Origin of the sequence: Streptomyces sp. NBC_01003, from assembly GCF_045162695.1 — a bacterium.
In the GTDB taxonomy this organism is placed as follows: Bacteria; Actinomycetota; Actinomycetes; order Streptomycetales; family Streptomycetaceae; genus Streptomyces.
In genome coordinates this window covers 1,273,476-1,293,357 of sequence record NZ_CP108707.1, presented here as the reverse complement: position 1 = coordinate 1,293,357, position 19,882 = coordinate 1,273,476, and the positions used below count along the sequence as shown (strand labels likewise).

General features: G+C 70.6%; 18 protein-coding genes. 9 read left to right on the top strand and 9 right to left on the bottom strand.

All coding sequences use genetic code 11. The annotated features are described in order from the left end of the window. Positions 1-27: 27 nt before the first annotated feature. Genes OG698_RS06070 through OG698_RS06050 form a run of 5 tightly spaced genes read right to left on the bottom strand, consistent with a single transcriptional unit; the run spans position 28 to position 4,043 of the window. On the bottom strand, positions 28-777 hold the full coding sequence (locus tag OG698_RS06070; protein WP_406101895.1) for an ABC transporter ATP-binding protein: 750 nt from the start codon (positions 775-777) through the stop codon (positions 28-30). After that, the gene (locus OG698_RS06065; RefSeq protein ID WP_406101893.1) at positions 774-1,646 is read right to left on the bottom strand and encodes an ABC transporter permease; all 873 of its coding nucleotides are present in this window, start codon (positions 1,644-1,646) and stop codon (positions 774-776) included. Before OG698_RS06065 ends, OG698_RS06070 begins: the two co-directional genes overlap by 4 nt. After that, the gene (locus OG698_RS06060; protein ID WP_406101891.1) at positions 1,643-2,989 is read right to left on the bottom strand and encodes an ABC transporter substrate-binding protein; all 1,347 of its coding nucleotides are present in this window, start codon (positions 2,987-2,989) and stop codon (positions 1,643-1,645) included. Before OG698_RS06060 ends, OG698_RS06065 begins: the two co-directional genes overlap by 4 nt. 14 nt (positions 2,990-3,003) lie before the next feature. Beyond that, entirely contained in the window at positions 3,004-3,231 is a 228-nt protein-coding gene (locus OG698_RS06055; protein WP_406101890.1) for a ferredoxin family protein, read from the bottom strand. A gap of 41 nt (positions 3,232-3,272) precedes the next feature. After that, positions 3,273-4,043: a GntR family transcriptional regulator gene (locus OG698_RS06050; protein ID WP_406101889.1), complete on the bottom strand. Its 771-nt coding sequence runs from the start codon at positions 4,041-4,043 to the stop codon at positions 3,273-3,275. 276 nt (positions 4,044-4,319) lie between these two features. Between OG698_RS06050 and OG698_RS06045 the strand changes: the two genes are divergently transcribed. Then, complete coding sequence (locus tag OG698_RS06045; RefSeq protein ID WP_406101888.1) at positions 4,320-4,988, top strand: DUF2238 domain-containing protein; 669 nt, start codon at positions 4,320-4,322, stop codon at positions 4,986-4,988. 98 nt (positions 4,989-5,086) lie between these two features. Here the strand turns inward: OG698_RS06045 and OG698_RS06040 are convergent, their stop codons facing one another. After that, positions 5,087-5,572, bottom strand: coding sequence for a carboxymuconolactone decarboxylase family protein (locus OG698_RS06040; protein WP_406101886.1), 486 nt, complete (start codon positions 5,570-5,572; stop codon positions 5,087-5,089). Between the two features lie 198 nt (positions 5,573-5,770). Between OG698_RS06040 and OG698_RS06035 the strand changes: the two genes are divergently transcribed. Then, positions 5,771-6,697 (top strand): RNA polymerase sigma-70 factor, encoded by a 927-nt coding sequence (locus OG698_RS06035; RefSeq protein WP_406101884.1) that lies wholly within the window; start codon positions 5,771-5,773, stop codon positions 6,695-6,697. A 44-nt stretch (positions 6,698-6,741) separates the two neighbouring features. Here OG698_RS06035 and OG698_RS06030 read toward each other — a convergent pair whose 3' ends face one another. The 3 genes from OG698_RS06030 to OG698_RS06020 form a co-directional block, all read right to left on the bottom strand. Continuing rightward, positions 6,742-8,724, bottom strand: a complete 1,983-nt coding sequence (locus OG698_RS06030; protein WP_406101882.1) for an ABC transporter ATP-binding protein — start codon at positions 8,722-8,724, stop codon at positions 6,742-6,744. Positions 8,725-9,006: 282 nt separating this feature from the next. Then, positions 9,007-10,509, bottom strand: a complete 1,503-nt coding sequence (locus OG698_RS06025; RefSeq protein ID WP_406101881.1) for a long-chain-fatty-acid--CoA ligase — start codon at positions 10,507-10,509, stop codon at positions 9,007-9,009. Further along, entirely contained in the window at positions 10,460-11,557 is a 1,098-nt protein-coding gene (locus OG698_RS06020) for a TauD/TfdA family dioxygenase (protein ID WP_406101879.1), read from the bottom strand. The genes OG698_RS06025 and OG698_RS06020 overlap by 50 nt, the downstream gene beginning before the upstream one ends. 253 nt (positions 11,558-11,810) lie before the next feature. On the opposite strand from OG698_RS06020, the gene OG698_RS06015 reads away from it, so the two are divergent. The 7 genes from OG698_RS06015 (at position 11,811) to OG698_RS05985 (ending at position 19,867) form a co-directional block, all read left to right on the top strand. Next, positions 11,811-12,827 (top strand): AraC family transcriptional regulator, encoded by a 1,017-nt coding sequence (locus OG698_RS06015; protein WP_406101877.1) that lies wholly within the window; start codon positions 11,811-11,813, stop codon positions 12,825-12,827. A gap of 217 nt (positions 12,828-13,044) precedes the next feature. Next, entirely contained in the window at positions 13,045-14,103 is a 1,059-nt protein-coding gene (locus OG698_RS06010; RefSeq protein WP_326772295.1) for a 3-keto-5-aminohexanoate cleavage protein, read from the top strand. 72 nt (positions 14,104-14,175) lie between these two features. Then, the gene (locus OG698_RS06005; protein ID WP_406101875.1) at positions 14,176-15,147 is read left to right on the top strand and encodes a quinone oxidoreductase family protein; all 972 of its coding nucleotides are present in this window, start codon (positions 14,176-14,178) and stop codon (positions 15,145-15,147) included. Between the two features lie 32 nt (positions 15,148-15,179). Continuing rightward, the gene (locus OG698_RS06000; RefSeq protein ID WP_406101873.1) at positions 15,180-16,055 is read left to right on the top strand and encodes a TauD/TfdA dioxygenase family protein; all 876 of its coding nucleotides are present in this window, start codon (positions 15,180-15,182) and stop codon (positions 16,053-16,055) included. A gap of 4 nt (positions 16,056-16,059) precedes the next feature. Next, complete coding sequence (locus OG698_RS05995) at positions 16,060-17,331, top strand: MFS transporter (protein WP_406101872.1); 1,272 nt, start codon at positions 16,060-16,062, stop codon at positions 17,329-17,331. Further along, on the top strand, positions 17,328-17,921 hold the full coding sequence (locus tag OG698_RS05990) for an RBBP9/YdeN family alpha/beta hydrolase (RefSeq protein WP_406101871.1): 594 nt from the start codon (positions 17,328-17,330) through the stop codon (positions 17,919-17,921). Before OG698_RS05995 ends, OG698_RS05990 begins: the two co-directional genes overlap by 4 nt. Beyond that, positions 17,918-19,867, top strand: a complete 1,950-nt coding sequence (locus OG698_RS05985; protein WP_406101870.1) for an acetoacetate--CoA ligase — start codon at positions 17,918-17,920, stop codon at positions 19,865-19,867. The genes OG698_RS05990 and OG698_RS05985 overlap by 4 nt, the downstream gene beginning before the upstream one ends. Positions 19,868-19,882 lie beyond the last annotated feature (15 nt).

Below are 19,882 nucleotides of genomic sequence, written 5' to 3'. Positions count from 1 at the left end.
GCGGGCCTTTCACAGGGGTGCGGGTGGTCAGAGGGACGTGAGGATGCGGCGGCGGAGGCCGGTGGTGGCCGGCGCGTTGCGTGCGTCCCGCTGCCGGGGGTGCGGGACGTCCAGGACCTCGCCGGAGGAGAGCAGGGCGATCCGGTCGCCGAGGTAGAGGGCCTCGTCCACGTCATGGGTGACGAAGACGACGGTCGCGCCGGTGCCGCGCAGGATGTCCATGAGCAGGTCCTGCATACCGGCGCGGGTGTGCGGGTCGAGCGCGCCGAACGGCTCGTCCATGAGGACCGCGCGGGGCCGCCCGGCCAGAGCACGGGCGAGCTGGACGCGCTGCCGCTGCCCGCCGGAGAGCCGGCGCGGCAGCTTGCGGGCATGCCCGGCGAGGCCGACCCGCTCCAGCCACTCCGCGGCGACGCGTCGCCGCTCCTCGCGCCCCGACCGCCGTATGGCCAGGGGCAGTTCGACATTGGCGCGGACGCTCCGCCACGGCAGCAGGGCGTCCTCCTGGAAGACCAGCGCCCGGTCGGCCTCGGGCCCGCGGATCGGCGCCCCGTCCTGGGTGACCTGCCCGTCCAGCGGGGGCAGCAGTCCGGCGAGGGTGCGAAGGAGCGTGGACTTGCCGCAGCCGGACGGGCCGAGAACGGCCACGAGTTCGCCCGGCGCGATCCGGAGGCGCACGGTACCGGGCAGGGGCCGGCCCTCGCGATGGCCGAGTCGCACGTCGTCCAGGGCGAGTTCGGCACCTTGACGCACGGGAGCAGTGCTCGTGGGACTCATGAGACGGGCTCCTTCTCCAGGGCCGGATTCTCCAGGGCCGGAGCGGGGGACGGGACTGCCGGGGGAGCGGCGGCGCGGCGTACGGCACGCGACGGTGCCCGCTCCGGCGGCCGCGGCAGCCAGGCGGTGGCGCGGCGGCCGAGGAACTCCACCGCCGTGGAGGTGAGCCAGCCGAGGGCGCCGATGGTGGCCATGCCGACGAAGACGCCGGGATAGTCGACGACCGTGTAGTCCTGCCAGGTGCGGTAGCCGACCCCGTACTCTCCGGAGATCATCTCCGCGGAGATCACACAGATCCACGCGACGCCGATGCCCACCGAGAGCCCGCCGAAGATGCCCGGCAGCGCGCCCGGCAGCACCACCGAGGACAGCACTCGCAGCCGGCCGCCGCCCATGGTGAGCACGGCTTCTTCCCACACCGGCGTCAGCGCGCGTACCGCGTGCCGCGTAGACACCAACACCGGGAAGAAGGCCGCGGTGAAGGTGATGAACACGATGCCCTGCTCGTTGCTGGGCAGCAGCAGGATCGCGACCGGGACCAGGGCGATCGCCGGGATCGGCCGTGCCACCTCCACCAGCGGGCCGAGCAGATCGGCGGCCCACCGCGACCGCGCGATCGCTGTGCCCGCCGCCACCCCGAGGACCGCGGCGAGCAGGAAACCGATCACGATGCGGCGCAGGCTGTGGCCCAGGTCCTGCCAGTACGGGGCGGTGCCCAGCCGGTCGCCGAAGGCGGACGCAACCTCGCCGACCGTGGGGAACTGGCCGAACCTCAGCCACAGTTCGACGTCCAGGGAGGTCAGCAGCTGCCACAGCCCGAGGGCCACGGCAAGCGATGCGGCCCGGATCAGCCAGCGGCCCGCGCTCATGACGCGAGCTCCACGGCGTCCGCATAGCTGACGACGCGGGCGCCGGCGTGCCGTTCCACGTACGTCCTCGCGTGGCTCGGAGTGACGAAGGCGCGCAGGTCGGAGCCGTCCGCGACCCACACCGCCTTGTCGGCGAACCAAAGGGTGCCGGTCAGCGCGTCCGGGACGTATGCGGCCCGCACCTCGGCGCCCTTCGCGGCCCTCAGGAGCTGCTTCGGACTGTCGAAGGTGCGCGTGGAGCCCTGTCCCTTCAGCCACAGCTCGGACTTGGCGCCGCCCGCCTTCGGGTACGAGGGTGTGTGCCCGGCCCGCTTCAGCGGCTCCTGGTCGACGAAGGAATCCACGTCGACGTCGCCCACCAGCTTGGCCGCCTTCAGGATCGGTACGTCCTTCTTCAGCGCGGCGATCAGCTCCGGGCGCAGCGCCGGGTCGAACGTGGCGATGCCGTGGGCGCCGTTGTAGAGGTAGACCGCCTCGGCCGGCAGCCCGGTTTCCTCGGCCACCGACTCGGCGGCGGCCACCGGCCGCTTGCGGAGATAGGCGGTGGCCCGCCGCTGAGCCCGGAGGAAGTCGTCGAGGACCCCGGCGCGCTCCTCGGCGAACTTCTCCCGGACGGTGACACCGTGGAACGTCGGCAGATTCAGGTCGGCTCCGTCGTACAGGGCCTGCGCCTTGCCCTCGTACGCCAACTGGCCGGGCCACGCGACGAACTGGGACAGTGCGTCGACGCTGCCCCCGGTCAGGGCGGAAGCGCCCACGCTGGGCTGCTGGTTGAGCTTGCTGATGCCCTTCTCCGGGTCGATCCCGGCCTTCTTCAGGGCCCGTACCAGCGTGCCGTCGGCGGCCGATCCGACGCTGGTGGACACCTTCTTGCCGCGCAGGTCGCCCAGTGACCGCAGTGGTGAACCAGTCCTGGTGACAACGGTGTTGAGGCCGCCGCGCAGGTTGTATCCGGTGACCGAGACCAGCCGCGTCGGCTGCCCCAGCTGCTTGCCCCGGGCCGCGTTGATCAGGAGCGGGAAGTCACCCATCGACCCGATGTCGATCTTCCCGGCGGTCATCTGGGCGGTGATCGGGGCGCCGGTCGCGTAGTCCTGCCATTTCACTGTGTAGGTCGTGCCGTCTTTCCTCCCCCGGGCCGCGAGTTCCTCCTCGAAGTAGCCGCGCGAGCGCAGCAGCGTTCCGGCGGTGACGGTGTTGATGGTCTTCGACTGGTATCCGACGGTCACCGTGACGGTGTGGGAGTCCCCGGCCCCGGCCGCGCCACCGCACGCCGTGGCAAGGGGCAGCAGGAGGGCGAGCGGCAGCAGCCGGGCGAGTGGGACAACGGACTGATGTGGCACGGCAGTTGGGCCTTTCACCGGAGCAGGTAGGGCATGTTGACGGTGACCGCTCCGGTGGGGCACCGGGCCGCACACGGGCCGCAGTACCAGCACTCGTCGACATGCATGTACGCCTTGCCGTTGTCCTCGCGGATGGCGAGCGAATCGAGCGGACACATGTCTACGCAGAGCGTGCAGCCGTCGATACACCGCGACCCGTCGATGGTCACGGGTACGTCGGCGCGCTGCGGGACAACAGGCATGACTGTCTCCAGGGAGGGCGGTAGCAGGAAAGTGGGGTGGGTCAGACCGAGTGGCGGCGCAGGACGCCGCCCATGGTGATGCGGTCGCCACGGAAGCGGATGAACTCCAGGTCCACGGGCCGCCCGTCGGGCAGATGAGTGAGTCGCTCCAGCATCAGAACGGCACTCCCGCGCGGGGCCTCGAGGACCGCGGCGGAGTGTGCGTCGGCGTTCACGGCTTCGAGAGTGATCTCGGCATGCCCCAGCGGGCCGCCGGTCAGTGTCTCCAGGAGCCGGAACACGTCGGTGTTCTCCAGATCGCAGCCGAGCAGCTCGCCGCCCGGATCCATGGGCAGATAGGACAGGTCCAGGGAGAGCGGCAGCCCGTTGAGGCGCCGCAGCCGCTCGATACAGAGCACGTCGGTGTGGTCGGGCAGACCGAGCCGGCGCGCCACCGGGCCGGGAGCGCTGACCGGTCCGACGGTACGAACCTCGTTGGTGACCCGGCCGTGCTCGTGCAGGGTCTCGGCCAGGCCTTGCAGCCGGTCGAGGCCGTGCGGGTACTTCTCGCAGACCACGACGGTGCCGACGCCGGCCTTGCGCTCCACGAGCTGCTCGCCGCGCAGCAGGTCGAGGGCCTGCCGGACGGTGTTGCGGCTGGCCCGGTAGTCGGCGGCGATGACGTCCTCCAGGGGGAGGACGCCGCGCGGGAACCCGCCCGACAGGATCTGGTGGCGCAGCAGATCCGCGAGCTGCCGGGCCTGGTCCGCACGCAGCCGCCGACGACGCGCGGCGGCGACCGGAAGCGAGGCGGGGATACGTTCGGCAGGCATGGCAGGGAACGTACCGGCGCCGCGGCTCCGGTGGTGTTGCAGCAGCATTGCGCCACCTGACGGCTCCCGTCGCACCGCTCTGACCTGCTGAATCGCCGGCCGACGACCAAGATCTGCCACTTGACCGCCCAGCGGCCCTGTCCGAGTACCTGGCGGAGCTGTCGCCGCCGACGTGATCACCACCGCCACTCGCCCGCTCCTGATTGAGTAGCCGTACTCAGGCCACCCGGCTTCCTGGCCGCCACGATGAGGCGACCGAGAAGAAGGAGTGCCCCGATGTCCCTGATCGCAGCTGCCCGTCGCCGGGCGGCGAACACTCCGGCCACCTCCCTGGCCCCGTCGCCGGTGCTGCCCCGTGTCTGCGTCGCCGTCGCGGTCGCGGGGGTCGCCCTCTCCGCCTGGGCACCGCGCGACCGGACGACCTGGCTGCTGGAAGTGGTGTGGGTACTGATCGGACTGCCGCTGGTCGTCCTGACCTGGCGACGCTTTCAGCTGTCGGGGCTGCTGTGCTGTCTGCTCGCGGCGCACGCGCTGGTGCTCGCGCTGGGCGGGCACTACACGTACGCCCAGGTGCCGTTGGGCGAATGGGTGCAGGACGGACTGGGGCTGTCCCGGAATCCTTACGACCGGTTCGGACACCTCATGCAGGGCTTCGTACCGGCCGTCCTGGTACGGGAGTTGCTGAGCCGCACGTCTCCGCTGCGCGGCAGCCGATGGCTGGCACCGCTGACGGTCTGCGCGTGCCTGGCGTTCAGCGCGGTCTTCGAGATGTTCGAGTGGGTGGCGGCCGTCATCGGCGGGCAGGCGGCGGACGCCTTCCTGGCCACGCAGGGCGATGTGTGGGACACCCAATGGGACATGTTCTGCGCGCTGATCGGTGCCACGTCCTCGCTGCTGCTGCTCAGCAAGTGGCACGACCGCCAGCTGAACCGCCTGGCCGTCTGACGTCGGTGCGACTCTCCAGCGCTGTCGAGCGCGCTTGAGATACACCTGAGCCGGCCCGGATCGAAAGGATCCAGGACCGGCCCAGACGCACCTGCTGATCAGTTCGCGAGGGTGGCGAGGCTGCCGGGCTCGTAGGAGCCGCCCTGGTTGTTCAGGATCACGCCGAGCCGGTTGGTCGCGTTGATCATCGCGATCAGGGAGACCAGCGCGACGGCCTGGTCCTCGTCGTAGTGCTTGCGCACCTGGGCCCACGTCTCGTCGGACACACCACGGCCGTTGTCGGCGATGCGCGTGCCCTCCTCGGTGAGCGCCAGCGCGGCCCGCTCGGCCTCGGTGAACACGGTGGAGTGGCGCCAGGCCGCGACCAGGTTCAGGCGGGCCGGGGTCTCGCCGCCGGCCGCGGCGTCCTTGCCGTGGATGTCGACGCAGAAACCACAGCCGTTGATCTGGCTGGCGCGCAGTTGCACCAGCTCCTGGGTGGTCTTCGGCAGCGGCGAGTCCTGGATCACCTGGCTGACGGCGTAGATCCGCTTGCCGATCTTGGTACCGATCTCGCTGCCGAAAAGGTTCATACGGAGTTCCATGACAATGTCTCCTCGATCGTGCATCGCATGCCGTGCGCATCGTTCGCGCGGCAGCCTGACAAACACGAGATGCCGCCCGACCGGATCCTGTGACAGCGCGGCGATGTGACGTAGACCACCGGCCTCGGGTGTCACAAGACGGTGAGGGGCGGCGTCTTGTGCGTGACACGGTCGTGAGCGAACAGGCAGGAGCAGGCAATGAGCGAGCCCACAGAGCGAAGCACCGGCACGGCCGACGACCACGCTCGCGACAGCCGCACGGACACCGCCACCCAGGCGTTCGTCGCCCATCGCAATCTGCTGTTCACCGTCGCCTACGAGATGCTCGGCTCGGCGGCCGACGCGGAGGACGCCCTGCAGGAGACCTGGCTGCGCTGGGCGGACGTCGAACTCGACACGGTGCGGGACCATCGGGCCTACCTGGTCCGCATCACCACGCGCCAGGCGCTGAGCCGACTGCGTACGCTCCGCCGCCGTAAGGAGTCCTACGTCGGACCCTGGCTGCCCGAGCCGCTGCTCACCGCACCGGACGTGGCGGAGGACGTCGAGCTGGCCGACAGCGTCTCGATGGCGATGCTGCTGGTACTGGAGACACTCGCGCCGACCGAACGCGCGGTGTTCGTGCTGCGCGAGGTGTTCGATCTGGGATACGACGAGATCGCGGAAGCCGTCGACAAGAGCCCGGCCGCGGTCCGCCAGATCGCGCACCGGGCACGGGCCCACGTGGCGGCACGCCGGCCGCGCGAGGTCATCTCCCCGGCCGAGACGCGTGGTGCGCTCGCCGCCTTCCAGCAGGCGATCGAGACGGGCGACCTCAAGACCCTGCTCGACATGATCGCGCCGGACGTCGTGCTGCTGACCGACGGCGGCGGAGTCGTGCGGGCCGCGCTGGTCCCCGTCGTGGGCGCCGACGAGGTGGCCCAGGTGCTGGGCAGGATCGACGCCACGATGTCCCTCGGGCCGGCAGAGGTCAATGGATACCCGGCGCTCGTTCTGCGGCGCGGCAGCGAGATCGACACCGTCATGGCGGTGCACATCGACAACGGCCTCATCACCGGGCTCTACGCCGTGCGCAACCCCGAGAAGCTGTCGCGCATCGACCGCGAAACCGCCGTGAGCCGCTGACCCCGTGGGGAAAATCCGGCCGCGTCGGACCGGTCGCCCGTAGGTCACGCGGGCTCGGACGCGGGCGGCCGGGTGGGGCCGGGGAGCTGGGCGGGGCGTGCGTGTTCGTACTGGTCGGCCTGGAGGCGGTACATCTGCGCGTAGCGGCTGGCGGGTTCGGCGGCGAACAGCTCGGCGTGACTGCCCTCCTCGATCAGCCGGCCCTCGTCCAGCACGAAGACGCGGTCGACGCGGCGCACCGCGGCCATGCGGTGGGTGACCAGGACGATGATGCGGTCCGGGCCCGCGAGGCCGAGGATCTGGTCGAAGGCGCGCTGCTCCGCGTCCGGGTCCAGGGCGGACGTCGGCTCGTCGACGATGACCATGCAGGCGTCGCGGAAGTGGGCGCGGGCCAGACCGATCTTCTGCCACTGTCCGCCGCTCAGGTCACTGGCGCCGCGGAAGTTCTTGCCCAGCAAGGTGTTCATGCCGTGGGGGAGTCCGGCGATGTCGCGGTCCGCTCCTGCGTACGCGGCGGAGCTGCGCAGGTCTTCGTCGGTGACGTCGCGGTCCGGCTGGCCGATGCGGATGTTGGCCGCGGCGGTGAAGGGCCAGCGCTCGAAGGTCTGGGTGAGCAGGCTGACGTGGCCGAAGAGCTGTCGGCGGTCGGCTTCGGCGATGTCCACGTCGTCCCAGTGGATATGGCCCTCTCCGGGTAAGTGCAGGCCGGACAGCAGGCGCACGAGGGTCGACTTGCCGGAGCCGTTGGGGCCCACGAGGGCGATGACGCTGCCGAGTTCGATGCTGAAGGAGACGTTGTCGACGGCCGGTTCGTCCCGGCCGGGGTAGCGGAAGGAGACGTGGTCGAGGCGGATGGACCGCGGGCGAGCGGGCAGGGCGAGGCCGCCCTCGGGGATCGCCAGGTCCTCGGCCTTCTTGAGGAAGTCGGTGAGGTCATGCACGTACAGGGACTGCTCGTGCAGCTGGCTCATGGTGTTCACGAGCGCGCCGATGCCGGCGGAGCCCGCGTTGATGGCCATGATCGCCGTGCCGAGGACGGCGACGCTCATGCGGCCGGTCAGGCACAGCCCGATCATCACCGTGAAGGTGAGCGCGTAGCCGAGCCCGGACAGCGCGGACGCGGCCAGTTCGGTACGGGCCTTGTCCTTGGCCAATCGCTCCTGTTCGCTCTCGGCCGTGTGCGCCATGATCCCGTAGTGGCGCAGCAGGAAAGCGCCCACGTGGTGCACGCGCACCTCCAGGGCCGCGGTCACCGAGGTGAGGAGATTGGACAACACCCGGCTGGCCCGCAGGTGTTCGATCCAGGTCATCGTCGATAGGTAGCGTTGCTGGGCCACGCGCATCACACCCCAGCCGCGCGGCGCGACGATCAGGAACAGCATGGGCAGCAGGGCCGGATTGAGCACGGACAGCACACTGCCCGCGGCGACCAGCGCCAGCACGCTGTTGATCGCCGCGACACTGGAACCGATCATGTGGCGGGCTTCGTTGGCCCCGAACTGGGCCCGGTCGATCAACTCACGGAACGTGCCGTCCTCGATCGCCGACATCTCGACCCGCTGGCACGCCGCCAAGTACTGCTCGGACGCGGCGCGTTCGACCTTCGGCTCCAGGCTCCCGGCTGCCGCGGTGGACCGGGAGGCGAGCAGCGCGTTGGCGGCCAGGACGACGGCGGTCATCACCACGGCGGGCAAGGCGTCGCGCAGACCTCGCACGTCGGTGCCGGTGGCGACGACGGCGTGCAGAGCGGCGTTCACGGCCAGCAACTTGAGTGCGGCCGCGATGCCTTGGCCCACTTCCGTCACTCCTACGGTGATCAGTGAGCGTCGATCCGTGTGCCAGGCCAGTCGGACGGTCTGCCACACAAGATGCGGCAGGGACTTCAGCGCACTCCACAGAGTGAGGTCGAGGCGGGCGTACTCGTGCTTGCTCCAGCCCGCGTCGTAGCGCAAGGGCCCGCCGAACAACTCCCTCTCACTGTCCGAGACAACGGGAGCCCCCGGCTCCGGACGGCGAAACAGCCTCATCCACGTGCCTCCGTTCCCCTCGACACCCGATGCTGCTCCATGGGACCTCCTACGCCGGCGATCGGACAGATGCTCGGAGAACGTGAGCGATCTGTGACTCGTAACGGTGTCGAGGGGGCGATCCGTCGCTCGAAGGTTCGAACACGGGGAACGCGGCAGGTGGCCTCCGGCGGTGGTGCCGTCATCTCCTTTTCGCATCACCCGTGCGAGGTTGGTTACCCATTTGAGGGATGGCGTGTCGCCCAGAGGGCCGTTCCGGCCGGATTCGAGTGCGTCGCCGGATCAGGCTCCCGAAGGTGCCGGCGGGGCGAGCACGATGTCCCGCTTGAGGATCTTGCCGGTCGCCCCCTTGGGCAGTGCGTCGACGAATCTCACGATCCGCGGGTATTTGTAGGCCGCCACCCGCTGCCGTACATAGTCGCGCAGTTCGTCCGTCGTGGTGCCTGCGCCGGGCCGGAGCACCACCACGGCGGCCACCTCCTCGCCGCGCGCCGGATCGGGCACACCGATCACCGCCGCCTCCGCGACGTCCGGGTGCCGGTACAGGACCTCCTCGATCTCGCGCGGATAGACGTTGTACCCGCCGCGAATGACGAGGTCCTTCTTGCGGTCGACGATGAAGTAGTAGCCGTCCTCGTCGACGCGGGCGAGATCGCCGCTGTGGAACCAGCCCTCCTGGAACGCCCGCGCGGTGGCGTCCGGCCGGTTCCAGTACCCCTTCATCACGTTCTCGCCCCGGATCGCCAGCTCGCCCACCGCGCCGGGGCCGACCACCCGGCCGTCATCCCCGACGAGCCGCAACTCGACCCCCCGCACGGGAAGCCCGATGGAACCCGGCTTACGCGGCCGGTCCGGCGGGTTGAAGCAGGCCACCGGTGATGTCTCCGACAGGCCGTAGCCCTCCAGCACCGTGACCCCCAGGTCTCGCTCGGCGGCGTGCAGCAGTTCGACGGGCAGCGAGGCGCCGCCCGAGACCGCAAGGCGCAGCCGCGGCAGGGCCGGCCCGATGCCGGTCTGGAGCAGCGCGGTGTACATGGTGGGCACGCCCAGGAAGACGGTCACCTCGTCGCGGCGCAGTAGCTCCAGTGCCGCCGCCGCGTCGAAGCGAGGCAGGAGGGTCAGACAGGCGCCCGCCGCGACCGCGGTGTTCATGGCGCAGGTCTGCCCGAAGGCGTGGAACAGCGGGAGCCCGCCGAACAGGACGTCGTCCGGCCCCACGCACAGCAGCGTCCGGGCCGCCGTCAGCGCGTTGCTCACCAGATTGCGGTGCGTCAGCTCGGCACCCTTGGGCGTCCCCGTCGTGCCGGAGGTGTAGAGGATCACCGCGGTGTCGTCGTCGGCGTTCACGGCCGCTCCGGTCATCGGTACGGCCAGGCGCAGCTGCGCGTCGAGGGCCACCGGGTCCGCGACCAGGCACTCCGCGCCGGCCGTCGCCGCCGCCGGAACGGCCTCGCCGGAGGCGGAAGGCTCGGCCACCACGAACCGGGCGGCACAGTCCTGCAGCACGAACGCCATCTCGTCCGACTTCAGCAGCGGATTCATCGGGACCACGACGGCGCCCGCGCGCAGGATTCCGTAGTACACGACGGGAAAGTGCACGACGTTGGGCAGGACCATCGCCACCCGGTCGCCCGCGCGCACGCCCCTGGTCCGCAGCAGGGCCGCGAACCGGGCGGTCAGGTCGTCGAGTTCCCCGTACGTGAGGACGCTGCTGCCCTGACGGACGGCGGTCCGGTCAGCGTGGGACCGGGCCGAACGCGCCAGGAGTGCGCAGAGGTCGGACATGTGGCTGCTTACCTTTCGTCGGGGTGTGCGGGGTGTGCGGGGTGATCACATCGCGAGGTGCGACCCCACCGCGCCCGCCGGTTCCGGAGTGCTCACCGCCCCAGAACTCCGTCGGCAGGGAGCGTGATTGATGAGGCGTAAGCCACAACTGCACCAGATGCCACGGCCGTTCGCGCCGCGGCCCGTCCTCGTCCTGCGGTCCGCAGGCGTGCAGGACCGCGTGATTGTTGAGCAGCAGCAGGTCGCCGGGGGTGAGGTCGATGTCGAGGCGCAGCTCCGGCGATGACGCCGCCTCGTCCAGCAGGTCGAAAAGCTCCCGATCGGCCGAACTCAGGCGCGGCACCTCGGGAAACCGCTGCGCCGACTCCAGTCGGCCGCGGTCGTAGCGCAGGCTGAGCATCTCCTCGTCCCGGTGGGCGAGCGGCACGGCCTGCCAGGGGAGTTGGCCCGGGAGCTGTTCTCCGTGGCGGTCGAGGAAGTGTGTACGGCTCAGGCCGTCCAGGAGCTCGGGCCGGCGAGCCAGCACGGCATTGTGCACCGCCGCCGAGCTGGCGAGCGTCGTACGCCCGCTGGAGCCGCCCGCTCGCAGGCACAGCAGCGCGAGCGCGTCGGCCGCTTCGGTGCGCGGCGACGGCGCGGCCCGTGCGTCGGGCGCGTCCCGCACATGCCTGAGCATGTGGCCGGTCGCGTCCTGCGACACCGGGATGCCGAGGTGCTGTCCCACACCCCACAGGAGGACGCCGGCCTCCTCCTCGCTGTACCGCTCCACCGGGATGCCTCGCACCAGCACGAAGCCCCGGCCGTTCTCCAGCTCGTCGGCCGCACTTTGCAACTCGCCCGCCAGGGTCGGCAGCGGGAAGTCGCCGGCCGTCACCTTCAACAGAGGCGTGCCCCGGGCGCGCACCGTCCGCAGGGCCGCGTCCAGCTCGTCGAGCCGGGCCGGTGACAGGTGCAGCGCCCAGGCGCGGGAGGCTGCGTGCTCCCGGCCCCGCCACACTGCCGGACCGGTGCAGGGGCGGCGGGGAAGTTCTGGGGATTGCCCACGCACCACATTCATCCTTTCTCCGCCGGGGAATTCCGTGAGAGGCGGGTGGCGAGACCCGGATTCACCGGCTCTTTCGCGGCCCCTACCGCCGCGATATCGACCCCTTTTCAAGAGGTCGATACTTTGCCAAGGTGTCTTCCATCGGAATTCCGTGCGTCCTTCGCGGTGGTGCCACGCTAAGTCACGACCCCGGCCATCGCTTGACGTCACGGGACGAATGACTTATCAATCTGGGACACAGCCCTGGAGCGCGCCGATGAAACCGCTGGTCCGCAACGCGGCACTGAGCCGCTACATCGAGGTCAGCCAGTCCCTCGGCATCGACCCCCGTGCCCTCATGAAGCGCGTGGGCCTCGACCCCGTCGGACTCACGATTCAGGACCGCTGGATCCCCGGCGCGGCCGTCGCCGAGCTGCTCGAGCTGTCGGCCGCAGCGGCGCGGCGCGAGGACTTCGGCCTGCTCCTGGCGGAGCGGCGCCGTTTCTCCAACCTCGGCCCGATCAGCCTCGTCCTGCGCGAGGAACCCGACGCGCGCAGCGCCCTCCGGCTCCTGGTGCGCCACGAGCGTATGTACAACGAGATGCTGCGCAGCAGACTCACGGAGGCGAACGGGCTCGCCACGGTGAAGGTGAGCCTCGACGGCGAGGCGCGTGAGGCCCGGCAGTCCGTCGAGCTGGCCGTCGGCGTGCTCCACGGATTTCTCCGGGTGTTCCTCGGCGCCCGCTGGCAGCCGCTGTCCGTGTGCTTCTCCCACGGCGCACCCCTCGACCTCTCCGCGCACCGGCGATTCTTCGGGCCCGTCGTGGAATTCGACCGGGAATTCAACGGCATCGTTTTCTACGCGACCGAACTCGACACCCCCAATGCGATGTCGGACCCCCTGCTGCGCGGCTACGCCCGACAGTACTTCGACTCCATCGCGGTCTCCGAGGACACCACCGAGCTCGATCGGGTGCGCGAGCTGATCGAGGTCCTGCTGCCGACGGGGCGCTGCTCCGTCGAACAGGTCGCCGGCAGCCTCGGCGTCGACCGCAGGACCGTCCACCGGCATCTCGCCGCGTCGGACGAGACCTTCTCCTCGCTCGTCAACGCCACGCGCACGCATCTTGCCGAGCAGCTCGTGGCGAACCCGAGCCGTTCCCTCACTGAGATCGCCGGGCTCCTCGGCTTCTCCGCGCCCAGTGCCTTCTCGCGTTGGTTCCGTGACCAATTCGGCAGCAGCGCGCGCGACTGGCGCGCTCAGCGGGCCGCCACCGGCCCCGTCCAGGACTGACCGCAGGCCCTGTCCCCACCCGGCCATCGGCCGTGTCCCCAACTGACAAGTCTCCTGTCACCTGTGGTGAAGCGCCGCGCGTAACCCGCTCTTAACGTGGCCGTACCGCAAGGGCCACCGCGGCTCGATAAGGCAACGCCCTTGCGCCAGCCATCAGTTGGGTCGGTGTGCCCACGAAGGCCTGCCGCTCGGCGCGTCCACGTACCAGGAGATGACCATGCACTTCCTCGACGACTCCCTGCTGCCCGAGAACCAGCAGAAGCTGGTGATCCAGGCGGCCCCCTACGGCCCCGAGTGGCTCCCCGGCGACGCCGATGACCTGCCCCTCACCATGGACGAGCACGTCCAGGCCGCCGTGGACTGCTACAACGCCGGTGCCACCGTGCTCCACATTCACGTACGTGAACTTGACGGCCACGGCTCCAAGCGGATGTCGATGTTCAACGAGCTCATCGGCCGGCTGCGCGAGGCGGTCCCGGACATGGTCCTGCAGATCGGTGGTTCCATCTCGTTCGCCCCCGAGGACGAGGGCTCCGAGGCGAAGTGGCTCAGCTACGACACCCGCCACCTGCTGGCCGAACTCGACCCGCGGCCCGACCAGGTGACGATCGCCATCAACACCAGCCAGATGAACATCGTCGAGATCATGTCCGACGACGACCTCGCCGGGACCTCCATCGCCAAGCCCGACTACTACGCGGCGTACCGGGACATGGTCGTCGAGGCGGGCCCCGACTTCTACCTCGAGCACCTCAAGCGTCTGCACGCGAACGACATCCAGCCGCACTTCCAGCTCGCCACCCTGGCCCAGCTGGAGACCGTCGAGCGTCTCATCCGCAGCGGCGTGTACACCGGCCCCCTGGTCCTCAACTACGTGGCCATCGGTGGCGGGTTCTCCGGGCGCCACCCGGCCGACCTCATCGAGTTCGTCCGCCGTGTTCCCGACGGCGCCGTCCTCACCATCGAGTCCTCGATGCGCGCCGTCGCCCCCATGAACGCCATCGCCATCGCCCTCGGAGTCCACGTCCGCGTGGGCAACGAGGACAACCTGTGGGCCCGCAAGGGCGAGCCCATGAGCTCCGTGCAGCAGGTCGAGCAGATGGTCAGCATCGCCGACACGCTCGGCCGCGACATCGCGAACGGCGCGGAGGCCAAGGAGATCTACCACATCGGCGAGTACTACACCGGCACCGACGAGACCCTGGCCGCGCTCGGCATGGTGCCCAACCGGCGTCCGGGCCAGCGCGGCTTCATGCTCGGCGGATCCGCCCGCTGACGGCAGCCGAACAAGCCGAAGAATCAGCACACACCGCCACACACTGAACAAGCCGAACGAAGAGAGCATCCCGTGGCATACGCCATCCGTTTCCACGAGACCGGCGGCCCCGAGGTCCTGCGCCGCGAACAGGTCACCGTCGGCGCCCCCGGCCCCGGCGAGGTCCGGGTCCGGCACGAGGCCGTCGGCCTCAACTTCGCCGACACCTACTTCCGCACCGGCCTGTACCCGGCGCCGCTGCCCGCGGGAATCGGCGTCGAGGCCGCCGGTGTCGTGGAGGCCGTCGGCCAGGGCGTCACTCACGTCGGCGAGGGCGACCGCGTCACGTACACCGGCAGCCCGCTCGGCGCGTACAGCTCCGAGCGGGTCATGCCCGCCGATTCCCTGATCCGGCTCCCCGACGCCATCGACTGCGAGACCGCGGCCGCCATGACCATGCGCGGCCTCACCGCCTCGTACCTGCTGCGCCGTATCCACCCGCTGAAGCCCGGGGACACGATCCTGCTGCACGCCGCCGCGGGCGGCGTGGGGCTGATCGTCTGCCAGTGGGCGAAGCTGCTCGGCCTCACCGTCATCGGCACCGTATCCACTGAGGAGAAGGCCGTACTCGCCCGCGCCCACGGCTGCGACCACACCATCCTGTACCGGCAGGAGAACGTCGCGGAGCGCGTGCGGGAGCTGACCGACGGGGCCGGTGTCCCGCTCGTCCTCGACAGCGTCGGCAAGGACACCGTTGCCGGGTCCATGGCCTCGCTGCGCCGCCGCGGCCTGCTGGTCTGTTTCGGCACCTCGTCCGGTGTGCCGCCGCTGGACGCCATGCAACTCGTCCGGCACGGCTCGCTGTTCGTGACCCGGCCGGCCCTTGCCGACTACATCGCCGACCCGGCCGAGCGGGACGACCTCGCCGGGGAGCTGTTCGGCCACGTCGCCGCCGGCCGCATCGGGATCCGCGTCGACCAGCGTTTCGCCCTCGACGACGCCGTGACCGCGCACCGCACGCTGGAAGCGGGCCGCACCACGGGCTCGTCCGTCCTCGTCCCGTGAGCCACCAGTCCCCGTACCCCTGGAGAGCACCCATGCCCCGGACCGCTGCCCGTACCCGGATCCAGGTCGAACCGCTGACCTGCACCATCGGCGCCGAACTGCACGGCGTCCAGCTCGGCGACGCCGTCCAAGACGACGCGCTCTTCGCCAAGATCAAGGAACTGCTGCTCCGCCACAAGGTGTTGTTCCTGCGTGACCAGGAGATGAGCCGCGACGAGCACGTCGCGTTCGCCTCCCGGCTCGGCCCGCTGGAGGACCACCCGGTCCTCGGCAGCGACCCCGACCACCCGGGCCTCGTGCGCATCTACAAGGACCTGGACAGCAAGCCCGAGCACTACGAGAACGCCCTGCACTGCGACGCGACCTGGCGCGACTGCCCGCCGATGGGCGCCCTGCTTCGCTGCATCGAGACGCCCGAGGTCGGCGGCGACACGATCTGGGTGAACATGGCCGAGGCGTACCGCAGGCTCCCTGCGCACGTCCGCACGCAGATCGACGGGCTGCGGGCCCGGCACAGCATCGAGGCCAGCTTCGGCGCGGTCATGCCGATGGAACAGCGCCACCAGCTCAAGGCCCGCTACCCGGACCCCGAGCACCCGGTCGTGCGCACCCACCCCGAGACCGGCGAGAAGATCCTCTTCGTCAACTCCTTCACCACTCACTTCGTCAACTACCACACCCCCGAGAACGTGCGGTTCGGCCAGGACCACGCGCCCGGCGCGAGCCACCTGCTCAACTACCTCATGAGCCAGGCGGCCGTCCCCGAGTACCAGGTCCGCTGGCGCTGGACCCCGAACAGCGTCGCTCTCTGGGACAACCGCTCCACCCAGCACTACGCGGTCCAGGACTACTGGCCCGCCGTCCGCAAGATGGAGCGCGCCGGCATCGCCGGTGACAGGCCCTGCTGAGCCGATGACCCGTCGCTACGCGTGGCTGGTGTTCGCCCTCAGTTTTGGGCTGTTGCTGTCCGACTACATGTCGCGGCAGGTACTGAACGCGGTGTTCCCGCTCCTTAAGGCCGAATGGCTGCTCTCCGACACCCAGTTGGGGTCGCTGAGCGGCATCGTCGCCCTCATGGTCGGCCTGCTGACCTTTCCACTGTCGCTGCTCGCGGACCGCTGGGGCCGGGTCAGGAGCCTGGTCCTCGCGGCGGTGGTGTGGAGCCTGGCCACCCTGGGCTGTGCCGTCTCCGCGAGCTACGGCCAGATGTTCCTCGGCCGCTTCATGGTGGGCGTCGGCGAGGCGGCGTACGGGAGTGTGGGCATCGCGGTGGTGCTGAGCGTCTTCCCGGTGGGCCTGCGGGCCACGCTGTCGGGCGCCTTCATCGCGGGCGGCGCCTTCGGCTCCGTACTCGGCGTGTCGATCGGCGGTGTGGTGGCCCAACACCTGGGCTGGCGCTGGACGTTCGCCGTCATGGGACTGTTCGGACTGGTCCTGGCCGCGGTCTACGCCGTCGTCGTGACCGAGCGGAGACTGGCGCCGGCCGGCCGCGGCACCGGCCCCGCACCGGGTACGGGAGGCCCGGTACGGACCCTGCTGCCCCGGCTGTTCTCGTCGGTGTCCGTGCTGTGCGCCTACGTCGGCAGCGGCCTGCAGATGTTCATCGCGATGGCGCTGATGGCCTGGATGCCCAGCTTCCTCGACCGCTACTACGGCCTGCCGCCCGCCAAGGCCGGACTCGCCGCCGGAGGCTTCGCGCTGATCACCGGGATCGGCATGATAGGCGGCGGCATCGTCAGCGACCGGCTCGGCCGCAGGAACCCCCACCTCAAGTGGACCGTCGCCATCGTGTGCAGCGCCGGCTCGCTGGTCCTGCTCACCGGCGGGTTCCAACTCCCGTCCGGCGTACCGCAACTCCTCGCCATCGGCGCCGGGACGCTGCTGTGCAACGCAACAGCGGGACCCGCCGCCGCCATGGTGGCGAGCCTGACCCCGGCCGCCGTCGCGGCGACGGCCATGGCCACGCTCACCCTCGCCAACAGTCTGCTGGGCCTCGCGCCGGGTCCCGCGGTGACCGGCATGCTCGCCGACCGCCTGGGTCTGGCCGGCGCACTCCGCCTCGTCCCGCTCATCGCCATCGTGGCGAGCCTGGCCTTCGCCCTCGGCAGGCGCCACTACGACAAGGGCCTCGTCTCGGCGTCGGCCCCGGCCCCGGCCCTCGAAAAGACGGAGATCTCCGCATGAACCCGGTTCCCGCGCCCACGGTCGTGCTCGTGCCCGGCCTGCGCGACCACGTCCCCGACCACTGGCATACGGCCCTCGCCGCCCGCCTCCCCGGTTGTGTGACCGTGCCGCCCCTGACGGACCTCAGGCTGAGCTGCGAAGCTCAGGTCACCGCTCTGAACGACGTGGTGTCCGGCATCGAGGGACCGGTCGTGCTCGTCGCGCACAGCGCCGGCGTGCTCACCACCGTCCACTGGGCGGCCCGGCACACCCACCCGGTGCAGGGCGCCCTCCTCGCGACGCCGCCCGACTTCGAAGTCCCGCTGCCGGACGGCTACCCCGGACCGCAGGCCCTGCGTGAGAACGGCTGGCTGCCGACGCCGAGCGCCACACTGCCGTTCCCCAGCGTCGTCGCGGCGAGCACGAACGACCCCCTGGCCCGCTTCGAGAGGGTCGCCGCGCTGGCCGACGCGTGGGGCAGCCGGCTGGTGGACCTCGGCCCGGTGGGACACCTCAACCCCGCCTCCGGGTACGGCGAGTGGCCCCGAGCCCTGGAATTCCTCCAGGCCTTCGGCTGCCGTACGACACCCGAGCCGAAGGCGTCGGCATGAGCGCCCGGAACTCCAACGTCACTGAATTCCTGAGCTGGTTGGCACAGGAGCGCGGACTGTCGTTCACCGACTACGCCGAGCTGTGGCGGTGGAGCACCGACGACCTGCCCGGCTTCTGGTCGGCCGTATGGGAGTTCTACGGCCTGGACGCAGTCAGCGGCTACAACGAGGTCCTGGCCGACGCGAGGATGCCCGGCGCGACCTGGTTCACCGGAGCACGCCTCAACTTCGCGCAGCAGTGCCTCGCCCACGCCACCGACGAACGCCCTGCGCTCATCGCCGTGTCCGAGACCGGCGAGGCCGTGGAGATCTCCTGGGACCGGCTCACCCAGGAAGTGGCGGGCACGGCCGCGGCCCTGCGCGAGATGGGCGTCGGCCCCGGTGACTGCGTCGCCGGGTACCTGCCGAACATCCCGCAGGCCGTGATCGCTCTCCTGGCCACCGCCGCCGTCGGCGCGACCTGGACGGTCTGCTCTCCGGAATTCGGCACGCCCAGTGTCCTCGCGCGGCTGCGCCAGGCCCGGCCGACGGTCCTGGTCGCCGCGGACGGCTACCCCCACGGCGGCAAGGAGTACGACCGGCGCCCGCACATCGCCGAGATCCTGGACGGTCTGCCCACGGTCCGCCACCTCGTCGCCGTCGACCGCCTGCACGCGTCCGCCGGTGGACCGGCATGGTCACGGCGGCCGGACGTGACGCAGCACAACTGGTCCGACCTGGCCGACCGTGAAGCCCAACTCACGTACGCCGACGTCGCGTTCGACCATCCGCTGTGGGTCCTCTGGTCTTCGGGCACCACCGGCGTCCCGAAGGGAATCGTTCACGGCCACGGCGGCATCGTCGTCGAACTGCTCAAGGCACTCGGGCTCGGCGTGGACCTGCGCGCCGACGACCGCTACCTCTTCCACACCTCCACCAGTTGGATGGTGTGGAACTTCATGGTCGCGGGCCTCCTGCACGGCAGCACGCTCGTCCTCTACGACGGCAGCCCCACCCACCCCGACATCGATGGTCTCTGGCGGATCGCCGAACGCACCCGTGCCACGACGGTCGGCGTCGGCGCCGCCTACCTGATCGCGGGGGAGAAGGCGGGGGCCCACCCGGCCGCCGATACGGACCTCGGTGCGCTGCGGACGATCCTGCAGACGGGGTCGGCGATGCCGGACAGCACCTGGGGCTGGGTCCACGACCGGCTCGCCCCCGACGCCCGGCTCCAGTCGATCTGCGGCGGCACCGACATCTGCTCGGTGCTCGCCGGAGGCTCCCCGCTGCTGCCGGTACGCACGGGCCGGCTTTCCGGCCCCTCCCTGGGCGTCGCCCTCGCCTCCTGGGACGCCACCGGGCAGCCGCTCGTGGGGGAGCAGGGCGAACTCGTGGTCACGGCACCCCTGCCGTCGATGCCGCTCCACTTCGTCGACGACCCCGACCACGAGCGCTACAGGAGCAGCTACTTCGACGTCTATCCCGGCGTGTGGCGGCACGGCGACTGGGTCACCCTGGACTCCGACCTGTCCGTCGTCGTGGCCGGACGCTCCGACTCCACGCTCAACCGCATGGGCGTGCGCATGGGATCCGCCGACCTCTACGCCGTCGTCGAACGGCTCCCGCGGATCGCGGACAGCCTTGTCATCGGCGCCGAAATGGCCGACGGCCGCTACTACATGCCGCTGTTCGTGGTCCCTGCGGACGGCGAGCGGTTCGACGACGCGCTGCGCGACGAGATCGTCGGCGCGATCAGGCACATTCTGTCTCCCCGGCACGTCCCCGACGCCGTAGTCCCCGTCGAGGCCGTGCCCCGCACCCTGACGGGCAAGAAACTGGAGGTCCCCGTCAAGCGCATCCTCCAGGGCGCCCGCGTCACGGATGTCAGCGCGGAAGGCGCGGTGACCCGCCCCGACATGCTGGCTTGGTTCGCGGACTTCGCGGCCGGGCTGGGGCAGAGCTGAGAGCGTTGGTGAGGC